The sequence below is a fragment of the Pseudorhizobium halotolerans genome, from assembly GCF_902153235.2.
In the GTDB taxonomy this organism is placed as follows: Bacteria; Pseudomonadota; Alphaproteobacteria; order Rhizobiales; family Rhizobiaceae; genus Neorhizobium; species Neorhizobium flavum.
The window spans coordinates 99,060-121,859 of record NZ_CABFWE030000001.1 but is presented as its reverse complement, the minus strand read 5'-3'; the positions used below and the strand labels follow the sequence as shown (position 1 = coordinate 121,859).

Sequence of the window (22,800 nt, the reverse complement as noted above, 5' to 3'; positions counted from 1 at the left end):
CCGCAAAATGTCTATTCTCGTCAACAAAGACACCAAGGTCATCGTCCAGGGCCTGACCGGCAAGACCGGTACCTTCCACACGGAGCAGGCGCTCGCCTACTACGGCACCAAGATGGTTGGTGGCGTGCACCCGAAGAAGGGTGGCGAATCCTGGTCGTCGGGCGTCGATGGCACTTCGCTGCCGATCTTCACCTCCGTTGCCGAAGCCAAGGAGCGGACCGGCGCCGACGCGACCGTGATCTACGTTCCGCCGGCGGGTGCCGCGGACGCGATCATCGAGGCGATCGAGGCTGAAGTCCCGTTCATCACCTGCATCACCGAGGGCATCCCGGTCATGGACATGGTGCGGGTGAAGGCCAAGCTCGACAAGTCGGAGTCGCGCCTGCTCGGCCCGAACTGCCCGGGCATCCTGACGCCGGAAGAATGCAAGATCGGCATCATGCCGGGCTCGATCTTCCGCAAGGGTTCCGTCGGCATCGTGTCCCGCTCCGGCACGCTGACCTATGAGGCCGTGTTCCAGACCTCCAACGAAGGCCTCGGCCAGACGACGGCCGTCGGCATCGGCGGCGATCCGGTCAAGGGCACCGAGTTCATCGACGTGCTGGAAATGTTCCTTGCCGACGAAGCGACGCAGTCGATCATCATGATCGGCGAGATCGGAGGCTCGGCTGAGGAAGACGCGGCCCAGTTCCTGATTGATGAAGCCAAGAAGGGCCGCAAGAAGCCGATGGCAGGCTTCATTGCCGGCCGTACGGCTCCGAAGGGCCGCACGATGGGTCACGCCGGCGCTGTCGTTTCCGGCGGCAAGGGTGACGCGGAATCGAAGATCGCCGCCATGGAAGCGGCCGGCATCAAGGTTTCGCCATCCCCGGCGCGCCTCGGCAAGACGCTGGTTGAAGTTCTCAAGGGCTGAGGCCACATAGCGATGCGTTGACCGCATCGGATAACGCTTCGGGCCGGCGACGAGGAACATGCGTCGCCGGCCCGGGTTCAGCGTCGGTAGACGCGGTATGCCGGCCTTGCGCCGGCGATTGCAGTTTGATGGCGGTGGCCGGCGCCCAGTCTCCGGCCTTCAATTATGTCAGGAGGCGGACGCGGCGTCCGCAGTAGAACCATGGCACGGCAAGAAGCCAACGAGCAGTTTCTCATCACCTCCTTCCTGGACGGCGCCAATGCCTCCTATATCGAGCAGCTCTATGCCCGGTACGAGGAGAACCCCAATTCGGTTGGGCCGGAATGGCAGTCTTTCTTCAAGGCGCTCGCCGACAACCCGGAGGACGTGAAGAAGGCCGCAGCCGGTGCGTCCTGGCAGCGCCGGAACTGGCCGGTCACCCCGGGTGGTGACCTGGTTGCCGCGCTGGACGGCAACTGGCCGATGGTGGAGAAGGCGGTCGAGGGCAAGGTCAAGGCGAAAGCCGAGGCCGCCGCTGCCGCATCCGGCACGGTCGTCAATGAGGCCGAAGTGCTGCAGGCCACCCGCGATTCCGTACGTGCCATCATGATGATCCGCGCCTATCGCATGCGCGGCCACCTGCACGCCAAGCTCGATCCGCTCGGGTTGGCCATCCCGGTCGAAGATTACAACGAGCTTTCGCCGACCTCCTACGGTTTCACGGAAGCCGACTATGATCGCAGGATCTTCATCGACAACGTGCTCGGGCTGGAATACGCGACCATCCCGGAAATGCTCGACATCCTGAAGCGGACCTACTGTTCGACCATGGGCGTCGAGTTCATGCACATCTCCAATCCCGAGGAGAAGCAGTGGATCCAGGAGCGGATCGAAGGGCCCGACAAGGGCGTCGAGTTCACGCCGAACGGCAAGAAGGCGATCCTTCAGAAACTGGTCGAGGCCGAGGGCTACGAGCAGTTCCTCGACGTGCGCTTCAAGGGCACCAAGCGCTTCGGTCTCGATGGCGGTGAATCGCTCATCCCGGCGCTCGAGCAGATCATCAAGCGCGGCGGTCAGGAAGGGCTGGAGGAGATCGTGCTGGGCATGGCCCACCGTGGCCGCCTGAACGTGCTGACGAACGTCATGGGCAAGCCGCATCGCGCGGTGTTCCACGAGTTCAAGGGCGGATCGTTCAAGCCGGACGACGTCGAAGGCTCGGGCGACGTCAAGTATCACCTCGGCGCTTCCTCCGACCGCGAGTTCGACGGCAACAAGGTGCACCTGTCGCTGACCGCGAACCCCTCGCACCTGGAGATCGTCAACCCGGTCGTCATGGGCAAGGCGCGAGCCAAGCAGGACATGCTGGCCAAGACCTTCGACAAGGACGGCATCATCCCGCTCAACGAACGGGCCAAGGTTCTGCCGCTGCTGCTGCATGGCGATGCTGCCTTTGCGGGCCAGGGCGTCGTGGCCGAAATCCTCGGCTTGTCCGGTCTGCGCGGTCACCGCGTCGCGGGGATGATCCACTTCATCATCAACAACCAGATCGGCTTTACGACGAACCCCGCGTTCTCGCGCTCGTCGCCTTATCCGTCCGACGTGGCCAAGATGATCGAAGCGCCGATCTTCCACGTCAACGGCGACGATCCGGAGTCCGTCGTCTATGCCGCCAAGGTGGCTACCGAATACCGGATGAAGTTCCACAAGCCGGTTGTCGTGGACATGTTCTGCTACCGCCGCTTCGGCCACAACGAAGGCGACGAGCCGGCGTTCACGCAGCCGAAGATGTACAAGGTCATCCGCGCGCACAAGACCGTAGCCCAGCTCTACGCCGAACGACTGATCGCCGAAGGGCTGATCACCGATGGCGAATTCGAGAAGATGAAGGCCGACTGGCGCGCTCACCTGGAACAGGAATTCGAGGCCGGCCAGACCTACAAGCCGAACAAGGCTGATTGGCTCGATGGCGTCTGGTCCGGGCTGCGCTCTGCCGACAATGCCGACGAGCAGCGCCGCGGCAAGACCTCCGTGCCGATGAAGCAGCTAAAGGAGATCGGCCGCAAGCTGTCGACAATCCCGGACGGCTTCAACGCGCACCGCACGATCAAGCGCTTCATGGAAAACCGCGCCCAGATGGTTGAAACGGGCGAGGGGATCGACTGGGCGATGGCGGAAGCGCTGGCCTTCGGCTCGCTGGCCGTGGAGGGCACCAAGATCCGCCTCTCGGGCCAGGACTGCGAGCGCGGTACCTTCTCGCAGCGTCACTCCGTGCTCTATGATCAGGAGACGGAAGAGCGTTACATCCCGCTTTCCAACCTCGCGCCGACACAGGCGCGCTACGAGGTCATCAACTCGATGCTCTCCGAAGAGGCGGTGCTCGGATTCGAGTATGGCTATTCGCTGGCGCGCCCGAACGCGCTGACGCTCTGGGAAGCGCAGTTCGGCGACTTCGCCAACGGCGCGCAGGTCGTCTTCGACCAGTTCATCTCGTCGGGTGAGCGCAAATGGCTGCGCATGTCGGGCCTCGTCTGCCTGCTGCCGCACGGTTACGAAGGTCAGGGCCCCGAGCATTCGTCTGCCCGCCTAGAGCGCTGGCTGCAGATGTGCGCCGAGGACAACATGCAGGTCGCCAACTGCACGACGCCGGCGAACTACTTCCACATCCTGCGCCGGCAGGTGAAGCGCGACTTCCGCAAGCCGCTGATCCTGATGACGCCGAAGTCGCTGCTGCGTCACAAGCGGGCGACGTCAACCCTCGCGGAGATGGCCGGTGAATCTGCCTTCCATCGCCTGCTATGGGACGATGCGGAGGTCATCAAGGACGGTCCGATCAAGCTGCAGAAGGATGCCAAGATCCGTCGTGTCGTCATGTGCACCGGCAAGGTCTACTACGATCTGCTGGAAGAGCGCGAGAAGCGTGGCATCGACGACGTCTACCTGCTTCGCATCGAGCAGCTTTACCCGTTCCCCGCGAAGGCGCTGATCAACGAGCTGTCCCGCTTCCGCAATGCGGAGATGGTCTGGTGCCAGGAAGAACCCAAGAACATGGGCGCCTGGGCGTTCATCGACCCCTATCTGGAGTGGGTGCTGGCGCATATCGATGCCAAGTACCAGCGCGTCCGCTACACCGGCCGCCCTGCCGCGGCATCGCCCGCGACGGGCCTGATGTCGAAGCACCTCGCCCAGCTCGAAGCATTCCTCGAAGACGCGCTTGGCGGCTGATCTGGCCGCCAGCGACAAGATCGACATTCTAGAGAAACGGAAACACTCCATGGCCACCGAAATCCGCGTCCCTACCCTCGGCGAGTCCGTCAGTGAGGCAACAGTCGGCACCTGGTTCAAGAAAGTCGGCGATACCGTGAAAGCGGACGAGCCGCTGGTCGAGCTCGAGACGGACAAGGTTACCGTCGAGGTTCCGGCACCGGCTTCGGGCGTGCTCACGGAAATTGTCGCACAGAACGGCGAGACCGTCGGGCTCGACGCACTTCTCGGCCAGATCGCCGAAGGTGCCGCCGGTGCGGCACCTGCTGCTCCTGCCAAGGCCGAAGCTCCTGCCAAGGCCGCCGAAGCGGCTCCTGCCAAGACCGCCGAGCCGGCACCAGCCGCCAAGGGCAGCTCCGACATGCCGGCAGCACCCGCCGCCGCCAAGATGCTTTCCGAAAACAATCTGTCTGCCGATCAGGTGGAAGGATCCGGCAAGCGCGGGCAGGTTCTGAAGGGCGATGTGATCGCCGCCGTCGCCAAGGGCGTTTCGGCTCCCGCCGCATCCACCGAGGCTCCGAAGGCCGCACGCGCGCCGTCGACGACCGAAGATGCGGGACGCGAGGAGCGTGTGAAAATGACGCGCCTGCGCCAGACGATCGCACGCCGCCTCAAGGACGCACAGAACACTGCTGCCATGCTGACCACCTATAACGAGGTGGACATGAAGGCGGTGATGGACCTGCGCAACCGCTACAAGGACATCTTCGAGAAGAAGCACGGCGTGAAGCTCGGCTTCATGGGCTTCTTCACCAAGGCCGTCACGCACGCGCTGAAGGAGCTGCCGGCGGTCAATGCAGAGATCGACGGCACCGACATCATCTACAAGAATTACTGCCACATCGGCGTCGCCGTCGGAACCGACAAGGGCCTTGTCGTCCCGGTCGTGCGGGATGCGGACCAGATGTCGATCGCAGAGATCGAGAAGGAAATCGGCCGCCTCGGCAAGGCGGCGCGTGACGGACAGCTTGGCATGGCCGACATGCAGGGGGGTACGTTCACCATCTCGAACGGTGGCGTCTACGGTTCACTTATGTCCTCGCCAATCCTCAACGCGCCGCAGTCCGGCATTCTCGGCATGCACAAGATCCAGGAGCGTCCGGTCGCCATCGGCGGCCAGGTCGTCATCCGTCCGATGATGTATCTCGCGCTCTCCTATGACCACCGGATCGTCGACGGCAAGGAGGCCGTGACCTTCCTTGTGCGCGTCAAGGAAAGCCTGGAAGATCCGGAGCGCCTGGTTCTCGACCTGTAAGGTCTGAAGAAGAGGGAAGAGCAGCATGGACCCCGCCTCGGCAAACGCCACCCATCTGGTGATCTTGCTTTGCCTGAGCGTTGCCCTGTTGTTCTTCCATGTCCTGCTGCAGGGCATGCTGGCGACGCGGGAGCTTGGATCGGCCTGGAATGCCGGACCGCGCGACGAGGAGCGGCAGCCGCAGGGTGTTCTTCCCGGGCGGGCCGCCCGCGCGTCGAAGAACTTCCAGGAAACCTATCCTGCATTCATCGGGCTTCTCCTCGCGCTTGCATTCATGGGTGATCCGTCGGGTATCGGCGTCGCCGGCGCATGGACCTGGCTCCTCGCCCGCATCGTCTACATCCCGCTCTACCTGGCAGGCGTGCCTTACATCCGCTCGCTCGCATGGCTGATGAGCGTTGTTGGTCTCGTCGTCATGATGGCAACGCTTTTGTTCTGAGAGATCGCGTCATGCACGCCTACTTCATCGAACTGATCTCGCTGATGGCCATTTTCTCCTTCGCCATCGTTTCGCCCGGCGCTGACCTCGCCATGGTGATGCGGCAGGCGGTGGTGCACGGCCGGCGGCAGGCGATCATCACGAGCTTCGGCATAGGAGCGTCGCTGATGCTCCACGTCACCTACACCATCCTCGGGCTCGGGCTGATCGTGTCCCAGTCGGTTTACCTGTTCAATATCGTCAAATGGCTGGGGGTTGCCTATCTGATCTATATCGGCGTGAAGGCACTGAGGGCGGGCAGGACCGAGATCACCATCTCGGCGGAGACCGAATTCGGCGCTGTTCGACGTCAGACTGCTTCCAAGGCGTTCATGCTTGGCTTCGCCGCCAACGCACTCAATCCGAAGGCGGTCTTCTTCTTCCTGTCGATCTTCTCGACCGTCGTCAGCGCCCACACGCCGATGGCGATCAAGTTCGGCTACGGCATGGTGATGGCAACCTGCCTCATTCTGTGGTTCGTGGGCGTGAGCGCGTTCATGACCACGCCGCGCATGCGCTCGGCGTTCTCGCGCGCCAGCAAATGGATCGACCGGACCAGTGGCGTGGTGTTCATCGCGCTCGGTATCAAGCTTGCGACTGAAAAAGCGGCCTGAGGGCCATTCTCGAAAGATCGGCGGTGACGCCGCCAGAAACAGAACCAGGATTTAGAACATGGCTTATGATGTCGTCGTAATCGGAAGCGGACCCGGTGGTTATGTCTGCGCCATCAAGGCGGCCCAACTCGGGCTGAAGGTTGCCGTGGTCGAGAAGCGTGCCACCTATGGCGGCACCTGCCTGAATGTCGGCTGCATTCCCTCCAAGGCCCTGCTTCACGCTTCGGAGATGTTCCATCATGCCGCCCACGGCATGGATTCGCTTGGCGTCGAGATACCGGCTCCGAAGCTCAACCTCGAGAAGATGATGGCGCACAAGGATGCGACCGTGAAGTCGAACGTCGACGGCGTCGCGTTCCTGTTCAAGAAGAACAAGATCGACGGCTTGATCGGAACCGGCAAGATCGTTGCGGCCGGCAAGGTCGCGGTGACTGCCGAGGACGGCAGCACCCAGGAACTGGAGACGAAGAACATCGTCATCGCCACTGGTTCCGACGTTGCCGGCATTCCCGGCGTCAATGTCGAGATCGATGAGAAGGTGATCGTTTCCTCCACCGGCGCGATCGCGCTGGACAAGGTGCCGCAGCATCTGGTCGTGGTCGGCGGGGGCGTCATCGGCCTCGAACTCGGCTCGGTCTGGATGCGCCTCGGTGCCAAGGTAACGGTCGTCGAATACCTGGACAACATCCTCGGCGGGATGGACGGCGAGGTCTCCAAGCAGTTCCAGCGCATGCTGGCCAAGCAGGGAATGACCTTCAACCTGGGAGCAAAGGTGACCGGGGTCGAAAAGTCCGGCGCCGGTGCCAAGGTCACGTTCGAGCCTGTGAAGGGCGGCGAGGCGCAGACGATCGAGGCGGATGTCGTGCTGATTTCCACCGGGCGCAAGCCCTATACGGCAGGCCTTGGCCTCGAAGAGGCGGGCGTGGCGCTCGACAATCGCGGCCGGGTCGAGATTGACGGGCACTACAAGACGAATGTCGATGGCATCTATGCGATTGGCGACGTGGTGAAGGGTCCGATGCTTGCTCACAAGGCAGAAGACGAAGGCGTGGCGCTCGCGGAAATCCTTGCCGGTCAGCATGGCCATGTGAACTACGACGTCATTCCTGGGGTCGTCTATACGCAGCCGGAAGTCGCTTCGGTCGGCAAGACAGAGGAAGAGCTGAAGGCGGCTGGAGTGGCCTACAAGGTCGGAAAGTTCCCCTTCACGGCGAACGGCCGTGCCCGCGCGATGCAGGTGACGGACGGCTTCGTGAAGATCCTCGCCGACAAGGAGACGGACCGCGTGCTCGGTGGTCACATCGTCGGCTTCGGCGCCGGCGAGATGATCCACGAGATCGCCGTGCTGATGGAGTTCGGTGGATCGTCGGAAGATCTCGGCCGGACGTGCCATGCGCATCCGACCATGTCGGAAGCGGTGAAGGAGGCAGCCCTCGCCACCTTCTTCAAGCCGCTCCACATGTAGAAACGCAAGACAAGGATTAAATCTTCTTCATCTTGGAGGCCGCAGCTTGCCACGCAGGCTGCGGCCTTTAACATCCGGAAGCAATTGCCGCGCAACGTTTTGACGAAAGGCAAGACAATGGCTTCCAACACTGTTTCCTATTCTGTTTCCCAACGCATCCTGCACTGGCTGGTCGTCGCTCTGGTCTTCTTCAACCTTCTCCTTCCGGAAGGTATGGAAGAGTGGAGCCGCGCAGTTCGAGAGACGGGTGCGGCGACCGCCGAACAGGTGGCGAGCGCCAACCTTCACGCCTATGCCGGCATCCTGATCGCGGTGCTTACCGTCTGGCGGATCGTGCTTCGGCTGACGATGAAGAGCCCGGCACTGCCCGTGGAGGAGCCGCCGATCTTCCGGATCGCTGCCAAGGCCGCGCACGGACTGCTCTACGTGTTGCTGCTGGTCCTGCCGCTGACCGGCGCTGGCGCCTACTATCTCGGTAACGAGCAGGCGGGCGACTTTCACGGGGGACCGCTGAAGGCGCTCCTGTGGCTTCTGATCGTCGCTCATGTTCTGGGCGTGCTGGCGCACCAGTTCTACTGGAAGACGAACGTCATGAAGCGAATGACGGTCGGTTAGGCGCTTACCGGGAACGGCTGACGGTGAAGCCCTGCTCGCGCAGCAATTCGACCAACCCGTCCTCGCCCGGCAGGTGCAGGGCACCAATAGCCACGAAGGCGCCGCCCTCGGCGAGAATGGGTGCGGCGCGCTCCGCCATCCGATGGTTGCGGTCGGAAATCACCGCGCTCTCGAAAGCGGCGTAGGCGCTCTCGTCCCCTTCGGTCAATGGCGGGGTCAGCGACTTCAGCGCCGGAATAGTCACGCCCGTTTCCTCAGCCAGATAGAGTTCCGTCATCGTCTCCACGACATCGTCCATACGTTTACCGAGCCTGACCGTCTCGACGAGAGCCTGGAGATGGAAGTCGATCGGCATTTCAGCCATCGCCGCCAGCTGCTCCTGAAGCGTTTCCAGCCCCTTCACGGGCTTGCCGGATGCCATGGCATCAAGGGCGATCTTCTTGTCGAGAAATACGGCACCGTCTGCCTTGCGTGCCGATTCGCAGGCTGAAGTCGCCACAAAACCCGCCAGCATCCAGGGTTTCATGCGCGACACTGCGGAAAGGACGAGACCCCTTTCCTCCAGCCCTTCCTTCAGGACCACCAGATCTTCCGGGGGCAGGAGGTTCTCGATCGATCGGCCATCCGTGAACATGGTCAGTTCAGGTCTGGCCAGGATGGCGGCGGCCGCCCTCCGCTCGTCGAGGATCTCGTCGGATTCGATGACGATCACCCGTGCGGCTGCGTGCGCCTCTGCGGCGCCCGGCGGCATCTTCAGGACACGCGGATCGGTCACGTGCATGGTGCCCAGCAGGTAGGAGGGGGAAGTGCCCTCGCGCTCGACCTTCCAGAAGAGACCCTGGCCGTTCACCACGTCTCCGCCCTCTGCCACTACAGCGGCGTAGGCCTGTGGATCGTCACGCTGCAAGCCTTCCAGCAGGTTCTTGCCGTTACATGCAGTCTCTGCTCTTGCCGGCGCGTACATGAGAAGGATCATCAGCAGGGACATCAGCGCCAACAGGTGGCCAGCGGCGAGCAGCCAAAGTGCAGTTGCGGACAGCTGGTGCAGCAAGCGCCGTGGCAGCGGGAAGAGGGCGTGGGTCGTCATGTCATCCTTCCAGGGAGGCCGTGGGACCTTAGCCTCACGACCTGCACGAGCCATTAAGGCGGATGGTTAAGGCAATCCTATGCCCGCGGATGCGCCCGATCGTAGACCTCCAGCAGCCGTAGCGTGTCGACGCCAGTATAGACCTGCGTCGTCGAGAGGCTTGCATGTCCCAGAAGCTCCTGGATTGTCCTCAGATCACCGCCGCCTGCCAGGAGGTGCGTCGCGAAGGAGTGGCGCAGCGCGTGCGGCGTGGCAGTGTCCGGCAGGCCGAGCGCACCGCGCAGCTTCTGCATGCCGCGTTGAATGATGGCGGGCTGCAGCGGTCCCCCACGGGCGCCGCGAAACAAGGGCTGGTCCGGCGGAGGAGCATAGGGACAGAGCTTCCGGTAGGCTGCCACCGCCTCGACCACGACGGGGAGCAGCGGTACGATCCGGACCTTGCCGCCCTTGCCGGTGACGCGAAGGCTAGAGGTACCAACCTCAAGATCCCGCGACGTCAGTGCGAGTGCCTCCGATATTCGTAGTCCGCAACCATAAAGCAGCGTCAGCACGGCAGCATCCCGCGCGGCGATCCAGGGTTCCTCCTGCAGTTGGGCGTCTTGGCCGACGACCGCCAGTGCCTGTCGATCGCTGAGCGGCTTCGGGAGTGATTTCGGCTGCCGAGGCGCACGGACAGCGCCGGCAGCCGCTGCGTTGATTAGCCCCTGCCGCTCCAGGTAGTGAAGAAACGAGCGCAGGCCTGCCAGGTGCCGGCCAAGCGAGCGGGCGCCGGAGCCCTCGCGCCGGCGGGCTGCCAGAAATGCGCGCAGGTCGGCGGGGCGGAGCGTATGGATGTCGGTGACCCGAGGTGGACCGCCCAAGTGGCCAGTCAGGAAGCTCAGGAATTGGCGGGTATCGCGTTCGTAGGCTTCAAGCGTGTTGGCGGAAAGACGCCGCTCCCGTGCCAGATTGTCCAGCCATTCCACCCGATGCTGGAGGAGGTCTGGGGCTGCGATCGTTAGTATGTCGCTCACGTCATGCCTATTGAATCGGTGCAGGGTGACCCCAGATTGCTTCTGATCGCGTTACTATTCACTGAAGGATGCGACCGTTGTCACTGGCCGATCATATCGGACTGCGATATACCCCTATCCTCTCTGCAGGAGTTCGTATGGCGCGCCGAGATTCAATGTCCTCCCTCGGGCATTTTGCCGAAGCACTTTCTCTGGTTTCCCAAGGTAAACCCGGTCACATCGTTGATACTCTCATTGCTGAGCGGGGACAGCGCATCGTCAAGCATCCGCTCTGGCCGGTGATGCGGCCATTTCTCTATTCCTTGCTGCGCTATGACCGTGCCATCGAGTTCGCGAATGACATCGCAGCGATGCCGGGCTTCCAGTCCTTCGAATATCTCAGCGACACGCTCAAGCTCGATGTCCGCGTGACGAATGCGGACCGCATTCCGGAAACCGGCGGCTTCATTCTCGTCAGCAATCACCCGACGGGCATTGCCGACGGCGTCGCAGTGTTCGACGTCCTCAAGCCGCGCCGACCCGACATGATGGTTTTCGCCAACCGTGATGCCGTCCGCGTCAATCCACGCTTCGCCGAAATGATCATACCCGTCGAATGGCGAGAGGAACACAAGAGCAAGCTCAAGACCCGCGAGACACTTGTCCTGACCAACAAGACCGTGGAGGACGGCAAGGTGATGGTGCTTTTCCCGTCAGGGCGCATTGCCTACTGGGCGGACGGCCGGCTCAACGAGCGGCCCTGGAAGACATCGGCGGTCGGACTTGCGAAGAAGTACAACCTGCCGATCCTGCCGATCCACATGAAGGCGCAGAATTCGGGGCTCTTCTACTGGTTCGCCAAGTGGTCGACCGAGCTGCGCGACATGACGGTCTTCTACGAACTCCTCAACAAGAAGGGCAACCGTTTCGACGTGACGGTCGGGCATCTGATCCAGCCGGAGCAACTGGAAGGCGATCCGCAGGATGTCACGCGGGCGATCGAGAAGCACGCGGTCTTCGAACTGGCGCAAGACCATCATTCGGTATTCAGCCTGGCGCAGGAATAAGGCGTCCAGCTGCAGAATCAGATGTTTCATTTTTGCGGGCTTCGGGGCAAGGTCCCGCCGCATGAGCCCAGATTCCTCCTCGCTCTTCGGTGAACTCCTGGCCCAGCCATCGGTCCAGCGCGTCGTTCCGGTGCTGGTGCCGCTTCCGGCGCCGGGTCCCTACAGCTATGCCGTACCAGCCGGCGTGCATGTCGAGCCGGGCTCCGTCGTGCAGGTGCCGCTCGGCCCGCGCCAAGTGATCGGCGTCGTCTGGGAGGGCGGCAACGACGACAGGCTCGATCCGAAGAAGCTGCGGCCGATAACGCTGGCTTTCGACTGCCCTGCTCTCTCCCCCGAGATGCGGCGCTTCATCGAGTGGGTGGCGAGCTATACGTTGTCTCCGCCGGGCCTGGTGGCGCGCATGGCAATCCGTGCCCCCGCAGCACTGGAGCCCGAGCCCATGGTGGAGGGGATCCGCTATGTCGGCGGTCGTCCCGAGCGGATGACACCGGCGCGATCAAGGGTTCTCGACCTCGTCGGCGAGGAGGTGCCGTGGACGCGCGCTGGCCTCGCCCATGCCGCCGGGGTCTCCACGAGCGTTATCGACGGGTTGACGCAGCAGGGGCTGTTCGAGACGGTTTTCCTGCCGCCGCCGCCGGTGGTCGCGAGGCCCGATCCGGACTATGCGGTGTCGCGGATCGAGGGGCCGCAGAAGGATGCTGCGCGCGACATCGTCGACCTCGTCCGTAAAGGTGGCTTCTCCGCCTCGCTCATCGATGGGGTTACCGGTTCCGGAAAGACGGAGGTCTACTTCGAGGCCATCGCGGAAACATTGCGGCAGGGCCGGCAGGTGCTCATCCTCCTCCCTGAAATCGCACTCACTTCTAGCTTCCTCGAGCGCTTTCAGGACCGCTTCGGAGCGAAGCCTGGCGAATGGCATTCCGATCTTTCGCCGCGGATACGCGAGAAGGTCTGGCGGGGCATCGTCACGGGCGAGGTACAGGTTGTCGCCGGTGCCCGTTCGGCGCTCTTCCTTCCCTTCGAAAACCTCGGCTTGGTCGTCGTCGATGAGGAACACGACCCGGCCTACAAACAGGAAGATCGTGTCTTCTACAATGCGCGCGACATGGCCGTCGTGCGCGCCCGGATCGGCGACTTCCCGATCGTCCTCGTCTCGGCGACGCCATCGGTGGAAAGCCAGGTGAACGCTCAGGCCGGGCGTTACCACCTGGTGCACTTGCCGACACGCTACGGCGAAGCGGCACTGCCGGACCTCCACCTGATCGACATGCGCAAGCATCCGCCCGAGCGGGGAGGCTTCCTGTCTCCCCTGCTTCTGAGGGCCGTAGGCAAGACCATAGAGCGCGGCGAGCAGGCGCTTCTGTTCCTCAATCGGCGCGGTTATGCACCGCTCACCCTCTGCCGGGTCTGCGGACATCGCTTCCAGTGCCCGCAATGCTCAAGCTGGCTGGTCGAGCACCGATTTCGCAACCAGATCCAGTGCCATCAGTGCGGCTATAGCGAGCCGACGCCGGAGGCGTGCCCCGAATGCGGCACGCTCGACCATCTTGTCGCATGCGGGCCAGGCGTGGAGCGCATTGCGGAGGAAGTGGAAAGGCACTTTCCGGATGCCCGCACCATCGTCATGTCTTCCGACCTGCTCGGCGGCGTCAAGCGTCTCCGGCTGGAGCTGGAGGCGATCACCCGCGGAGATGCCGATATTGTCATCGGTACCCAACTGGTCGCCAAAGGGCATAATTTCCCCCTGATGACGCTGGTCGGGATTGTCGATGCGGACCTGGGGTTGGCGAATGGCGATCCCCGTGCCGCCGAACGAACCTTCCAGCTGCTCAGCCAGGTGACGGGACGCGCAGGGCGGACGGGGCTCAAGAGCCACGGACTGCTGCAGACCTACCAGCCGCAGCATCCCGTCATGCAGGCGATCGTTTCCGGTGACGCGGGGGCGTTCTATGAGCGGGAGATCATCGAGCGGGAACGCGCGATCCTCCCGCCCTTCGGCCGGCTGGCGTCGATCATCGTGTCGGCCGAGAGCCGTGCTGATGCGGAGGTCCATGCGCGCGGCCTGCGTGCCGCCGCTCCGCATGTTTCTGGAATTGCCGTACTCGGGCCGGCCGAGGCGCCGCTGGCGCTGGTCAGGGGACGACATCGTTTCCGGCTCCTGGTCCATGGCAGGCGGAACTCCGATATGCAGGCCTTCCTGAAGACAATGGTAACGCAGGGGCCCAAGGTTCGCGGCTCGGTGCATGTGCAGATCGACGTCGATCCCCAGAGCTTTCTTTGAGAATCACGGCGCTGCTGGTAAGGGGGCAGTCCCAAGAGCGTCAGGAGTGAATTTTGGAACTCTACTTTCCCGCCGAGCTGCCGGAGCGCCTGGCATTCCTGGCCGCGCTTGTCGTCGCGGTTTTCGGTCTTCTGACCATGCTGTTTCCGGCACGGCTGCTGAGGGCAGGGGGGCTGGTCACGGGGGAGGTCACCTCCGTCGGCTTCGGCGCGACACGCTCGATAGGAGGCCTTCACCTTGGCTTGGGACTGGCAGCGATCGCCCTTGCGCAGGACTTCACCTATCTCATGCTCGGCAGCGCGCTGGGCTTCGCGGGACTGGGGCGCCTCCTGTCACTCTTCCTCGACCGCGGCAAAATGGCCATCAACGCCCTGGTGCTGATCGCGCAACTCGCGCTCGCCGCGCTGCCGCTCGGCTATGTTCTCGGCTATTTCTAGCGTGGTTCGCTGCTTCTCACCCCGAATCCGCACAAGCAGGGTGATAAAATCGGTTCAACCCCTTCTAGCCCGGACGTTTTAGCCTATCTGCCGTGTTGCGAGTCCATAGATCCTATGATAGACGAACCGCGAAAGTCTGAAGGGGCCAGCCCAAAAGCTGGTTGTTTTCAACAAAATAGCAAATACTCACAAGGGCTTATCGATCTCCGTCCGCGAGGTCCGGCCGTTGATGACAATCAAGGGAAACTGTGCCCGTGGCTGACACGTCCCAGCTGATTTCCGGTGTAGCTGAGCGCTACGCGTCCTCGCTCTTTGAGTTGGCGCTCGAGGCAGGTTCGATCGATGCAGTCGGCGCGGATCTCGACCGGTTCCAGGCTATGATGGACGAGAGCGAGGACCTCCGGCGCCTGATCCAGAGCCCGGTCTTTTCTGCCGAGGAGCAGGTGCGTGCCATCTCCGCAGTCGCCGACAAGGCTGGCATCCGCGGCATGGTCGCCAACTTCCTGAAGGTCGTTGCGAGCAATCGTCGCCTTTTCGCCCTGCCGGGCATGATCCGGGGTTATCGCCAGATCGCAGCCGCCCATCGCGGCGAAGTTACGGCCGAAGTGATGTCCGCACATGCGTTGACGCCGGCCCAGGAACAAGAACTCAAGTCGGCGCTGAAGGGCGTCACTGGCAAGGACGTGGTCGTCGCCGTCAAGGTGGATGCCTCGCTTCTTGGTGGCCTGATCGTCAAGGTCGGGTCGCGACAGATCGACACCTCCCTTCGCACCAAACTTTCCACCCTTAAGCTTGCACTGAAAGAGGTTGGCTGATGGATATCCGCGCCGCGGAAATTTCCGCAATTCTGAAAGATCAAATCAAGAACTTCGGCCAGGAGGCTGAGGTATCCGAAGTCGGCCAAGTTCTCTCCGTTGGTGACGGTATCGCCCGTGTCTACGGTCTGGACAACATTCAGGCCGGTGAAATGGTCGAGTTCCCGGGCGGTGTGCGCGGCATGGCCCTCAACCTCGAAGCCGATAACGTCGGTGTGGTTGTCTTCGGCTCCGACCGCGAGATCAAGGAAGGCGACACCGTCAAGCGGACCGGCGCCATCGTTGACGTGCCGGTCGGTCCGGAACTGCTCGGCCGCGTCGTCGATGCGCTCGGCAACCCGATCGACGGCAAGGGTCCAATCAATGCGACCCGCCGTTCGCGCGTCGATGTCAAGGCTCCTGGTATCATTCCGCGCAAGTCGGTTCATGAGCCGATGTCGACCGGCCTTAAGGCCATTGACGCCCTGATCCCGGTTGGCCGCGGCCAGCGCGAGCTCGTCATCGGCGACCGCCAGACCGGCAAGACCGCCATCATCCTCGACACCTTCCTGAACCAGAAGCCGATCCACGACAATGGTCCGGACAGCGAGAAGCTGTTCTGCGTCTACGTCGCTATCGGCCAGAAGCGTTCGACCGTTGCTCAGTTCGTGAAGGTCCTGGAAGAGCGTGGTGCTCTCCAGTACTCGATCATCGTCGCCGCAACGGCCTCCGATCCGGCTCCGATGCAGTATCTTGCGCCGTTCGCCGGTTGCGCCATGGGCGAATATTTCCGTGACAACGGCCAGCACGCGCTGATCGCCTACGACGATCTTTCCAAGCAGGCTGTCGCCTACCGCCAGATGTCCCTGCTTCTGCGTCGCCCGCCGGGCCGCGAAGCTTATCCCGGCGATGTTTTCTATCTGCACTCGCGTCTTCTCGAGCGCGCGGCCAAGCTCTCCGACGAGCGCGGTGCCGGTTCGCTGACGGCCCTGCCGGTCATCGAAACCCAGGGTAACGACGTTTCGGCATTCATTCCGACGAATGTGATCTCGATCACCGACGGTCAGATCTTCCTCGAAACCGACCTGTTCTACCAGGGCATCCGCCCGGCCGTGAACGTGGGTCTGTCGGTTTCCCGCGTCGGCTCCGCCGCGCAGATCAAGGCGATGAAGCAGGTTGCCGGTTCGATCAAGGGCGAGCTTGCCCAGTATCGTGAAATGGCAGCCTTCGCTCAGTTCGGCTCTGACCTTGACGCCGCGACGCAGCGCCTGCTGAACCGTGGTGCCCGCCTGACCGAACTCCTGAAGCAGCCGCAGTTCTCGCCGCTGAAAACCGAAGAGCAGGTTGCGGTGATCTTCGCAGGTGTCAACGGCTACCTGGACAAGATCCCGGTCGGCGATGTCGGCAAGTTCGAACAGGGCCTGCTCACCTACATGCGTTCGGAAGGCAAGGATGTTCTCGATGCGATCCGCACCGAAAAGGCCCTGTCGGACGACGTCAAGGCCAAGTTGAAGGCGGCGCTCGACGCCTACGCCAAGTCCTTCGCCTGAGCCCCGGATTACGCACACTAACCCTTAGGGGACCGATAACGGATGCCTTCACTTAAGGATCTGAAAAACCGGATCGCCTCCGTCAAGGCGACGCAGAAGATCACCAAGGCGATGAAGATGGTCGCCGCGGCGAAGCTGCGCCGTGCGCAGGAGGCGGCCGAGGCTGCACGTCCCTACGCGGAACGCATGAACAAGGTGCTGGCCAGCCTGTCCGCCGCCAATGCCGGCAATGCTGAAGCGCCACTGCTTCTGTCCGGGACCGGCCGCGATCAGGTTCACCTTCTCGTCGTTGCAACTGGTGAGCGTGGTCTTGCAGGTGGCTTCAACTCGTCCATCATCCGCCTTGCCCGCGATCATGCTTTGAAGCTGATCCGGGAAGGCAAGACGGTGAAGATCCTGACGGTCGGCCGCAAGGGCAATGACATCCTGCGCCGGACGTTCAAGGACAACATCGTCGATTACGTAACCTTCCGCGAAGTGAAGCAACTGAGCTTTGCCAATGCGGACGATGTTGCGCGCCGGGTGCTTGACCTCTTCAACAAGGGCGAGTTCGACGTTGCCACGCTGTTCTATGCACGTTTCCAGTCGGTGATCGCGCAGGTAGCCACGGCCCAGCAGATCATTCCGGCCAAGTTCGACGAAGCGGATGCCGGAAGCGGGTCGGCAGCCCTTTACGAATACGAGCCGAGCGAAGAAGAGATCCTCGCGGATCTGCTGCCGCGCAATGTCGCCGTGCAGATCTTCCGCGCGCTGCTCGAGAACAACGCATCCTTCTACGGCGCTCAGATGTCCGCAATGGACAACGCGACGCGCAATGCCGGTGAGATGATCAACAAGCTGACGCTGTCCTACAACCGTCAGCGCCAGGCGCAGATCACCAAGGAACTGATTGAAATCATTTCGGGCGCGGAAGCGCTCTGAGATAAGGAAAGAGGGTAAGAAACATGGCTATCGCAGCTACCCTGGACGCCGGCACCTCCGTCGGCAAGGTGACGCAGGTGATCGGCGCCGTTGTCGACGTTTCGTTCGATGGCGAACTGCCGCCGATCCTGAACGCACTGGAAACCGATAACAACGGTAACCGCCTCGTTCTGGAAGTCGCGCAGCACCTTGGTGAAAACCAGGTGCGTACCATCGCGATGGACTCCACCGAAGGCCTCGTTCGCGGCCAGCAGGTGAAGAACACCGGCGCTCCGATCTCGGTGCCGGTCGGGGACCAGACGCTCGGCCGCATCATGAACGTCATCGGCGAGCCAGTCGACGAAGCAGGTCCGCTCGACACCGGAACACTACGCGCCATCCACCAGGAAGCTCCGGCTTACGTCGAGCAGTCCACGGAAGCGCAGATCCTCGTGACCGGCATCAAGGTCGTCGACCTTCTCGCTCCTTACGCAAAGGGCGGTAAGATCGGCCTGTTTGGCGGCGCCGGCGTCGGCAAGACCGTTCTCATCATGGAACTGATCAACAACGTCGCTAAGGCGCACGGCGGTTACTCCGTGTTCGCGGGCGTTGGCGAGCGTACCCGTGAAGGTAACGACCTCTACCACGAAATGATCGAATCCGGCGTGAACAAGCACGGCGGCGGCGAAGGCTCCAAGGCGGCTCTCGTCTACGGCCAGATGAACGAGCCGCCGGGCGCCCGTGCACGCGTCGCGCTCACCGGTCTGACGATTGCTGAAGACTTCCGCGACAAGGGCCAGGACGTTCTGTTCTTCGTCGACAACATCTTCCGCTTCACCCAGGCAGGTTCGGAAGTGTCGGCTCTGCTCGGTCGTATCCCTTCGGCCGTGGGTTACCAGCCGACGCTGGCGACCGACATGGGTCAGATGCAGGAGCGCATCACCACGACGACCAAGGGCTCGATCACCTCGGTTCAGGCCATCTACGTTCCCGCCGACGACTTGACCGACCCGGCACCGGCAACCTCGTTCGCCCACCTCGACGCGACGACCGTTCTGTCGCGTTCGATCGCTGAAAAGGGTATCTATCCGGCCGTTGACCCGCTCGACTCCACGTCGCGCATGCTTGACCCGATGATCGTCGGCGAAGAGCACTACGAAGTGGCTCGCCAGGTTCAGACGACGCTGCAGCGCTACAAGTCGCTGCAGGACATCATCGCCATCCTCGGCATGGACGAACTGTCCGAAGAGGACAAGATGACCGTCGCCCGCGCCCGCAAGATCGAGCGCTTCCTGTCGCAGCCGTTCTTCGTCGCCGAAGTGTTCACCGGTTCGCCGGGCAAGCTGGTTGCTCTCGAAGACACGATCAAGGGCTTCAAGGGTCTCGTCAACGGCGAGTACGACCATCTTCCGGAAGCCGCCTTCTACATGGTCGGCTCGATCGAAGAGGCGATGGAGAAGGCGAAGAAGCTGGCAGCTGCTGCCTAAGCAGGACCAGCGGGCGCGCGGCACTTGCGGCGCGCCTTTGCATGAAACACGTGAAGAAGTGAACCGCCATGGCTGACGCCTTCAATTTCGAGCTCGTCTCTCCGGAACGTCTTCTCCTTTCGGAAAAGGTCACCGAAGTCGTGATCCCGGCTACGCTGGGCGAGATGACGGTTCTTGCGAACCATGCTCCGACGATGACGACCATCAAGCCGGGCGTGGTGACGGTGAAGTCGGCGGCCGGCCAGGAAGCGAAGTATGTCGTGTTTGGCGGCTTTGCTGACATCCTGCCGACTGGCTGCACCGTGTTGGCCGAATCGGCGCTGCCGCTCTCGGACGTGACGCGGGAGACGCTGCAGGCGCGGATCGAAGCTGCCCGCAGCGATGCCGGTGCCGCGACCGATCACGAGCACAAGACGAAGCTCGAAGAATATCTGTCCCAGCTCACCGAACTCAACGGCGCCATCCTGCCGGCCTGATCGGCGAAGAGGCTATCTGAAAGGCGGCCTCTGGGCCGCCTTTTTTGTTGCGCTTCTGCCTTCGACTTGCTGTTGTGCGGCTTTCGTCGGGATCCTGTCGTATGCTGGACAAGCTCGAGCTTTTCATCGTCCTCGCCCGCGAGGGTCACTTCGGGCGGGCAGCCGTCGAATGCGGCATATCCCAGCCGTCGCTTTCGGCCGCCATCCGTCAGTTGGAGGATCAACTCGGCGTCGTGCTCGTCGTTCGTGGCACTCGCTATCAGGGCCTGACACCGGAAGGGCAGCGGGTGCTGGAATGGGCGAAGCGGATCGTCGGTGATGCCCGGACCATGCGCGAGGAGATGAGGGCGGCGAAGTCCGGCCTGTCCGGCCACATTCGGCTGGCGGCGATCCCGACCGCGCTTGCCATGATCCCCCGGTTGACCGAGCCGTTCCAGGCCAAGCATCCCGACGTCACCTTCTCGGTCGTCTCACGCACATCCCTGCAGGTCCTCAGTCAACTCGACAACTTCGAGATCGACGCGGGTATCACCTATCTCGACAACGAGCCGCTAGGCCGGGTTACGAGCGTGCCGCTCTATGCGGAGCGCTACACGCTGGTGACGGCGGAAGGAACCCTCTATTCGGATCGCGATACCGTGACCTGGCAGGAGATGGCCAATGTTCGGCTTTGCCTATTGACGCCGGACATGCAGAACCGGCGGATCATCAACCAGCATCTGGAACAGGCAGGCGTGACTGTAGAGCCTACTCTGGAATCGAATTCCATGGTCGTCCTGCTCTCGCACGTCAGTACCGGCCAATGGGCAAGCATCATGCCGAGAAATGTCGCCCACTCCTTCGGCTTCGCCAAGGAAATCCGGATGATACCGATCGTGGAGCCGGAGGCGAGTCATCTGGTCGGTCTCGTGGCGACCCACCGTGAGCCTTTCACGCCGCTTGTTTCGGCTCTGCTCCACCAGGCCCGGAACCTGCGCGACAGCGATCTGGATTGATAGGTTTTTTCTATCATGCGACGGAACGCCGGTATTGACGCTGACGTCGGGTAGCGTTGAAACTTCCCCAATGCGTCCGTGCGCAGAGAGACCGCTGTCTCTCCGGGAGGTTGACACCATGAACGTACATGTGGCGAGCGGCGGATATGCCGAACGTTCCCGATCCATCATCCGCGAGATGAAGCATCTGGAAGGCCCGATGCTGCCGATCCTCCACGCTCTCCAGAGCGAGTTCGGCTTCATCCCGGAGGAGGTCAAGCCGGTCATCGCGGACGAACTCAACCTGTCGCGAGCCGAGGTGCATGGGGTGGTCAGCTTCTACCACGACTTCCGGGACGCGCCCGCGGGCCGACATGTCCTGAAACTCTGTCGCGCCGAGGCCTGCCAGGCGATGGGTGGAGACGATCTCGCTCTCGCAGCGCGCCAGTTGCTCGGAATCGATTTCCACCAGACGACGGCGGACGGCGCGGTCACGCTGGAAGCGGTCTACTGTCTCGGGCTCTGCGCCTGCGCGCCGGCGGCCATGCTGGACGGCGAGGTGCATGGACGGCTCGATGCGCACTGTCTTGGCGAACTGGTTGCGGAGGCGCGCCGATGACCGTCACGATCTTCGTTCCCCGGGATGCCGCGGCTCTGGCGCTTGGTGCCGACAAGGTTGCTGCTGCGATCGGATCTGAGATCCTTCGCCGGGGCTTGGACGCCCGCATCGTACGCAATGGATCGCGCGGTATGTTCTGGCTCGAGCCGCTGGTCGAAGTGCGGACGGAACAGGGCCGGATTGCCTATGGGCCGGTGAAGCCGTCAGATGTCGCTGGTCTTTTCGAAGCCGGCTTTCTTACCGGTGGCGAACATCGCCTCTGTCTGGGGCTGACGAAGGAAATCCCCTTCCTGCGTCAGCAGACACGCCTGACCTTCGCGCGCTGCGGGGTGACCGATCCTCTCTCGCTGGAGGACTATCGCAAGTACCAAGGTCTCAAAGGTCTCGAGCGCGCGCTGGCCATGTCCTCGCCGGAGATCGTGCAGGTCGTGATCGACAGCGGGCTGCGGGGCCGGGGCGGAGCAGGTTTTCCGACCGGCATCAAATGGAAAACGGTCGCCGAAGCGCCGGGTCCGCAAAAGTACATCGTCTGCAATGCGGATGAAGGCGACAGCGGAACCTTCGCTGACCGGATGATTATGGAGGGCGACCCGTTCGTGCTGATCGAAGGCATGATCATCGCCGGTCTCGCGGCGGGCGCAACGAAGGGATATATCTACACCCGCTCGGAATACCCGCACGCGATCCAGACGATGAACGCGGCTATCGATGCTGCACGCGAGGCCGGCATCCTCGGCGCCTCGGTGATGGGCTCGGGCCGCGTGTTCGATATGGAGGTGCGCGTCGGGGCTGGTGCCTACGTCTGCGGAGAGGAGACCTCGCTGCTCAACTCCCTCGAAGGCAAGCGCGGGATCGTGCGGGCAAAGCCGCCGCTGCCAGCGCTCAAGGGCTTCCTGGGCTGCCCGACCGTGGTCAACAATGTCATTTCGCTCGCCTCGGTCCCCATCATCCTGGACCGAGGTCCGGAGTTCTATCGAGACTTCGGCATGGGCCGCTCACGTGGCACGATCCCGATCCAGATCGCAGGGAATGTAAAACATGGGGGCCTTTTCGAGACCGCCTTCGGCCTGACGCTCGGTCAGATCGTCGACGAGATCGGCGGCGGCACGGCGACCGGGCGGCCGGTGAAGGCGGTGCAGGTCGGCGGTCCGCTGGGAGCGTACTTTCCTCGCTCCCTCTTCGACACGCCGTTCGACTACGAAGCTTTTGCAGCGAAGGACGGCCTGATCGGCCATGCAGGCGTGGTCGTCTTCGATGATACGGCCGACATGCTGAAGCAGGCCCGCTTCGCGATGGAATTCTGCGCCATCGAGAGCTGCGGCAAGTGCACGCCGTGCCGCATCGGCTCCACCCGCGGTGTGGAAACTGCGGACAAGATCGCTCTCGGCATCGACCCCGAAAGCAACAGGGCGCTGCTGGCCGACCTCTGCAACACGATGAAATTCGGCTCGCTCTGTGCCCTTGGCGGCTTCACGCCCTATCCGGTCATGAGTGCGATGACGCACTTTCCGGAGGATTTCGCCCCTACACCCCTCGTCGAAGCGGCGGAGTAAAGA

General features: G+C 62.7%; 20 protein-coding genes. 18 read left to right on the top strand and 2 right to left on the bottom strand.

The features are described from left to right. Positions 1–7: 7 nt before the first annotated feature. The 7 genes from sucD (at position 8) to FN060_RS00560 (ending at position 8,580) form a co-directional block, all read left to right on the top strand. The gene (gene sucD / locus FN060_RS00590) at positions 8–913 is read left to right on the top strand and encodes a succinate--CoA ligase subunit alpha (RefSeq protein WP_142586432.1); all 906 of its coding nucleotides are present in this window, start codon (positions 8–10) and stop codon (positions 911–913) included. 201 nt (positions 914–1,114) lie between these two features. Beyond that, positions 1,115–4,114 (top strand): 2-oxoglutarate dehydrogenase E1 component, encoded by a 3,000-nt coding sequence (locus FN060_RS00585; RefSeq protein ID WP_142586431.1) that lies wholly within the window; start codon positions 1,115–1,117, stop codon positions 4,112–4,114. A gap of 49 nt (positions 4,115–4,163) precedes the next feature. After that, on the top strand, positions 4,164–5,408 hold the full coding sequence (odhB, locus tag FN060_RS00580; RefSeq protein WP_142586430.1) for a 2-oxoglutarate dehydrogenase complex dihydrolipoyllysine-residue succinyltransferase: 1,245 nt from the start codon (positions 4,164–4,166) through the stop codon (positions 5,406–5,408). A gap of 25 nt (positions 5,409–5,433) precedes the next feature. Then, on the top strand, positions 5,434–5,847 hold the full coding sequence (locus tag FN060_RS00575) for an MAPEG family protein (protein WP_142586429.1): 414 nt from the start codon (positions 5,434–5,436) through the stop codon (positions 5,845–5,847). Positions 5,848–5,858: 11 nt separating this feature from the next. Beyond that, positions 5,859–6,500, top strand: coding sequence for a LysE family translocator (locus FN060_RS00570; RefSeq protein ID WP_142586428.1), 642 nt, complete (start codon positions 5,859–5,861; stop codon positions 6,498–6,500). A 58-nt stretch (positions 6,501–6,558) separates the two neighbouring features. Continuing rightward, positions 6,559–7,965: a dihydrolipoyl dehydrogenase gene (gene lpdA, locus FN060_RS00565; RefSeq protein ID WP_142586427.1), complete on the top strand. Its 1,407-nt coding sequence runs from the start codon at positions 6,559–6,561 to the stop codon at positions 7,963–7,965. 117 nt (positions 7,966–8,082) lie between these two features. Beyond that, the gene (locus FN060_RS00560; protein WP_142586426.1) at positions 8,083–8,580 is read left to right on the top strand and encodes a cytochrome b; all 498 of its coding nucleotides are present in this window, start codon (positions 8,083–8,085) and stop codon (positions 8,578–8,580) included. Positions 8,581–8,584: 4 nt separating this feature from the next. On the opposite strand, the gene FN060_RS00555 is transcribed toward FN060_RS00560, so the two are convergent. Then, positions 8,585–9,568 carry a TraB/GumN family protein gene (locus FN060_RS00555; RefSeq protein ID WP_244665670.1) on the bottom strand — a complete coding sequence of 328 codons (984 nt, stop codon included), beginning with the start codon at positions 9,566–9,568 and terminating at the stop codon, positions 8,585–8,587. 176 nt (positions 9,569–9,744) lie between these two features. Continuing rightward, complete coding sequence (locus tag FN060_RS00550; protein WP_142586424.1) at positions 9,745–10,680, bottom strand: tyrosine recombinase XerC; 936 nt, start codon at positions 10,678–10,680, stop codon at positions 9,745–9,747. Positions 10,681–10,817: 137 nt separating this feature from the next. On the opposite strand from FN060_RS00550, the gene FN060_RS00545 reads away from it, so the two are divergent. The 11 genes from FN060_RS00545 to FN060_RS00495 all read left to right on the top strand — a co-directional run bounded on the left by FN060_RS00545 (position 10,818) and on the right by FN060_RS00495 (position 22,797). Continuing rightward, the gene (locus FN060_RS00545) at positions 10,818–11,726 is read left to right on the top strand and encodes a GNAT family N-acetyltransferase (RefSeq protein WP_142586423.1); all 909 of its coding nucleotides are present in this window, start codon (positions 10,818–10,820) and stop codon (positions 11,724–11,726) included. Between the two features lie 61 nt (positions 11,727–11,787). Beyond that, a complete protein-coding gene (locus tag FN060_RS00540; protein ID WP_142586422.1) occupies positions 11,788–14,007 on the top strand; it encodes a primosomal protein N' in 2,220 nt (739 codons plus the stop codon). A gap of 53 nt (positions 14,008–14,060) precedes the next feature. Further along, complete coding sequence (locus tag FN060_RS00535) at positions 14,061–14,444, top strand: DUF4345 domain-containing protein (protein ID WP_142586421.1); 384 nt, start codon at positions 14,061–14,063, stop codon at positions 14,442–14,444. A gap of 248 nt (positions 14,445–14,692) precedes the next feature. Beyond that, entirely contained in the window at positions 14,693–15,259 is a 567-nt protein-coding gene (locus FN060_RS00530) for a F0F1 ATP synthase subunit delta (protein ID WP_142586420.1), read from the top strand. Beyond that, on the top strand, positions 15,259–16,788 hold the full coding sequence (gene atpA, locus FN060_RS00525) for a F0F1 ATP synthase subunit alpha (protein WP_142586419.1): 1,530 nt from the start codon (positions 15,259–15,261) through the stop codon (positions 16,786–16,788). Before FN060_RS00530 ends, atpA begins: the two co-directional genes overlap by 1 nt. 42 nt (positions 16,789–16,830) lie before the next feature. Next, complete coding sequence (locus tag FN060_RS00520; RefSeq protein WP_052640359.1) at positions 16,831–17,709, top strand: F0F1 ATP synthase subunit gamma; 879 nt, start codon at positions 16,831–16,833, stop codon at positions 17,707–17,709. Between the two features lie 23 nt (positions 17,710–17,732). Continuing rightward, positions 17,733–19,175, top strand: coding sequence for a F0F1 ATP synthase subunit beta (atpD, locus tag FN060_RS00515; protein WP_052640358.1), 1,443 nt, complete (start codon positions 17,733–17,735; stop codon positions 19,173–19,175). Between the two features lie 68 nt (positions 19,176–19,243). Next, positions 19,244–19,651, top strand: a complete 408-nt coding sequence (locus FN060_RS00510; RefSeq protein ID WP_052640357.1) for a F0F1 ATP synthase subunit epsilon — start codon at positions 19,244–19,246, stop codon at positions 19,649–19,651. A gap of 101 nt (positions 19,652–19,752) precedes the next feature. Beyond that, positions 19,753–20,646, top strand: a complete 894-nt coding sequence (locus FN060_RS00505; protein ID WP_142586418.1) for a LysR family transcriptional regulator — start codon at positions 19,753–19,755, stop codon at positions 20,644–20,646. A gap of 118 nt (positions 20,647–20,764) precedes the next feature. After that, positions 20,765–21,244 carry a formate dehydrogenase subunit gamma gene (locus FN060_RS00500; protein ID WP_142586417.1) on the top strand — a complete coding sequence of 160 codons (480 nt, stop codon included), beginning with the start codon at positions 20,765–20,767 and terminating at the stop codon, positions 21,242–21,244. Continuing rightward, positions 21,241–22,797: a formate dehydrogenase beta subunit gene (locus FN060_RS00495; protein ID WP_142586416.1), complete on the top strand. Its 1,557-nt coding sequence runs from the start codon at positions 21,241–21,243 to the stop codon at positions 22,795–22,797. Before FN060_RS00500 ends, FN060_RS00495 begins: the two co-directional genes overlap by 4 nt. Positions 22,798–22,800: the final 3 nt, after the last annotated feature.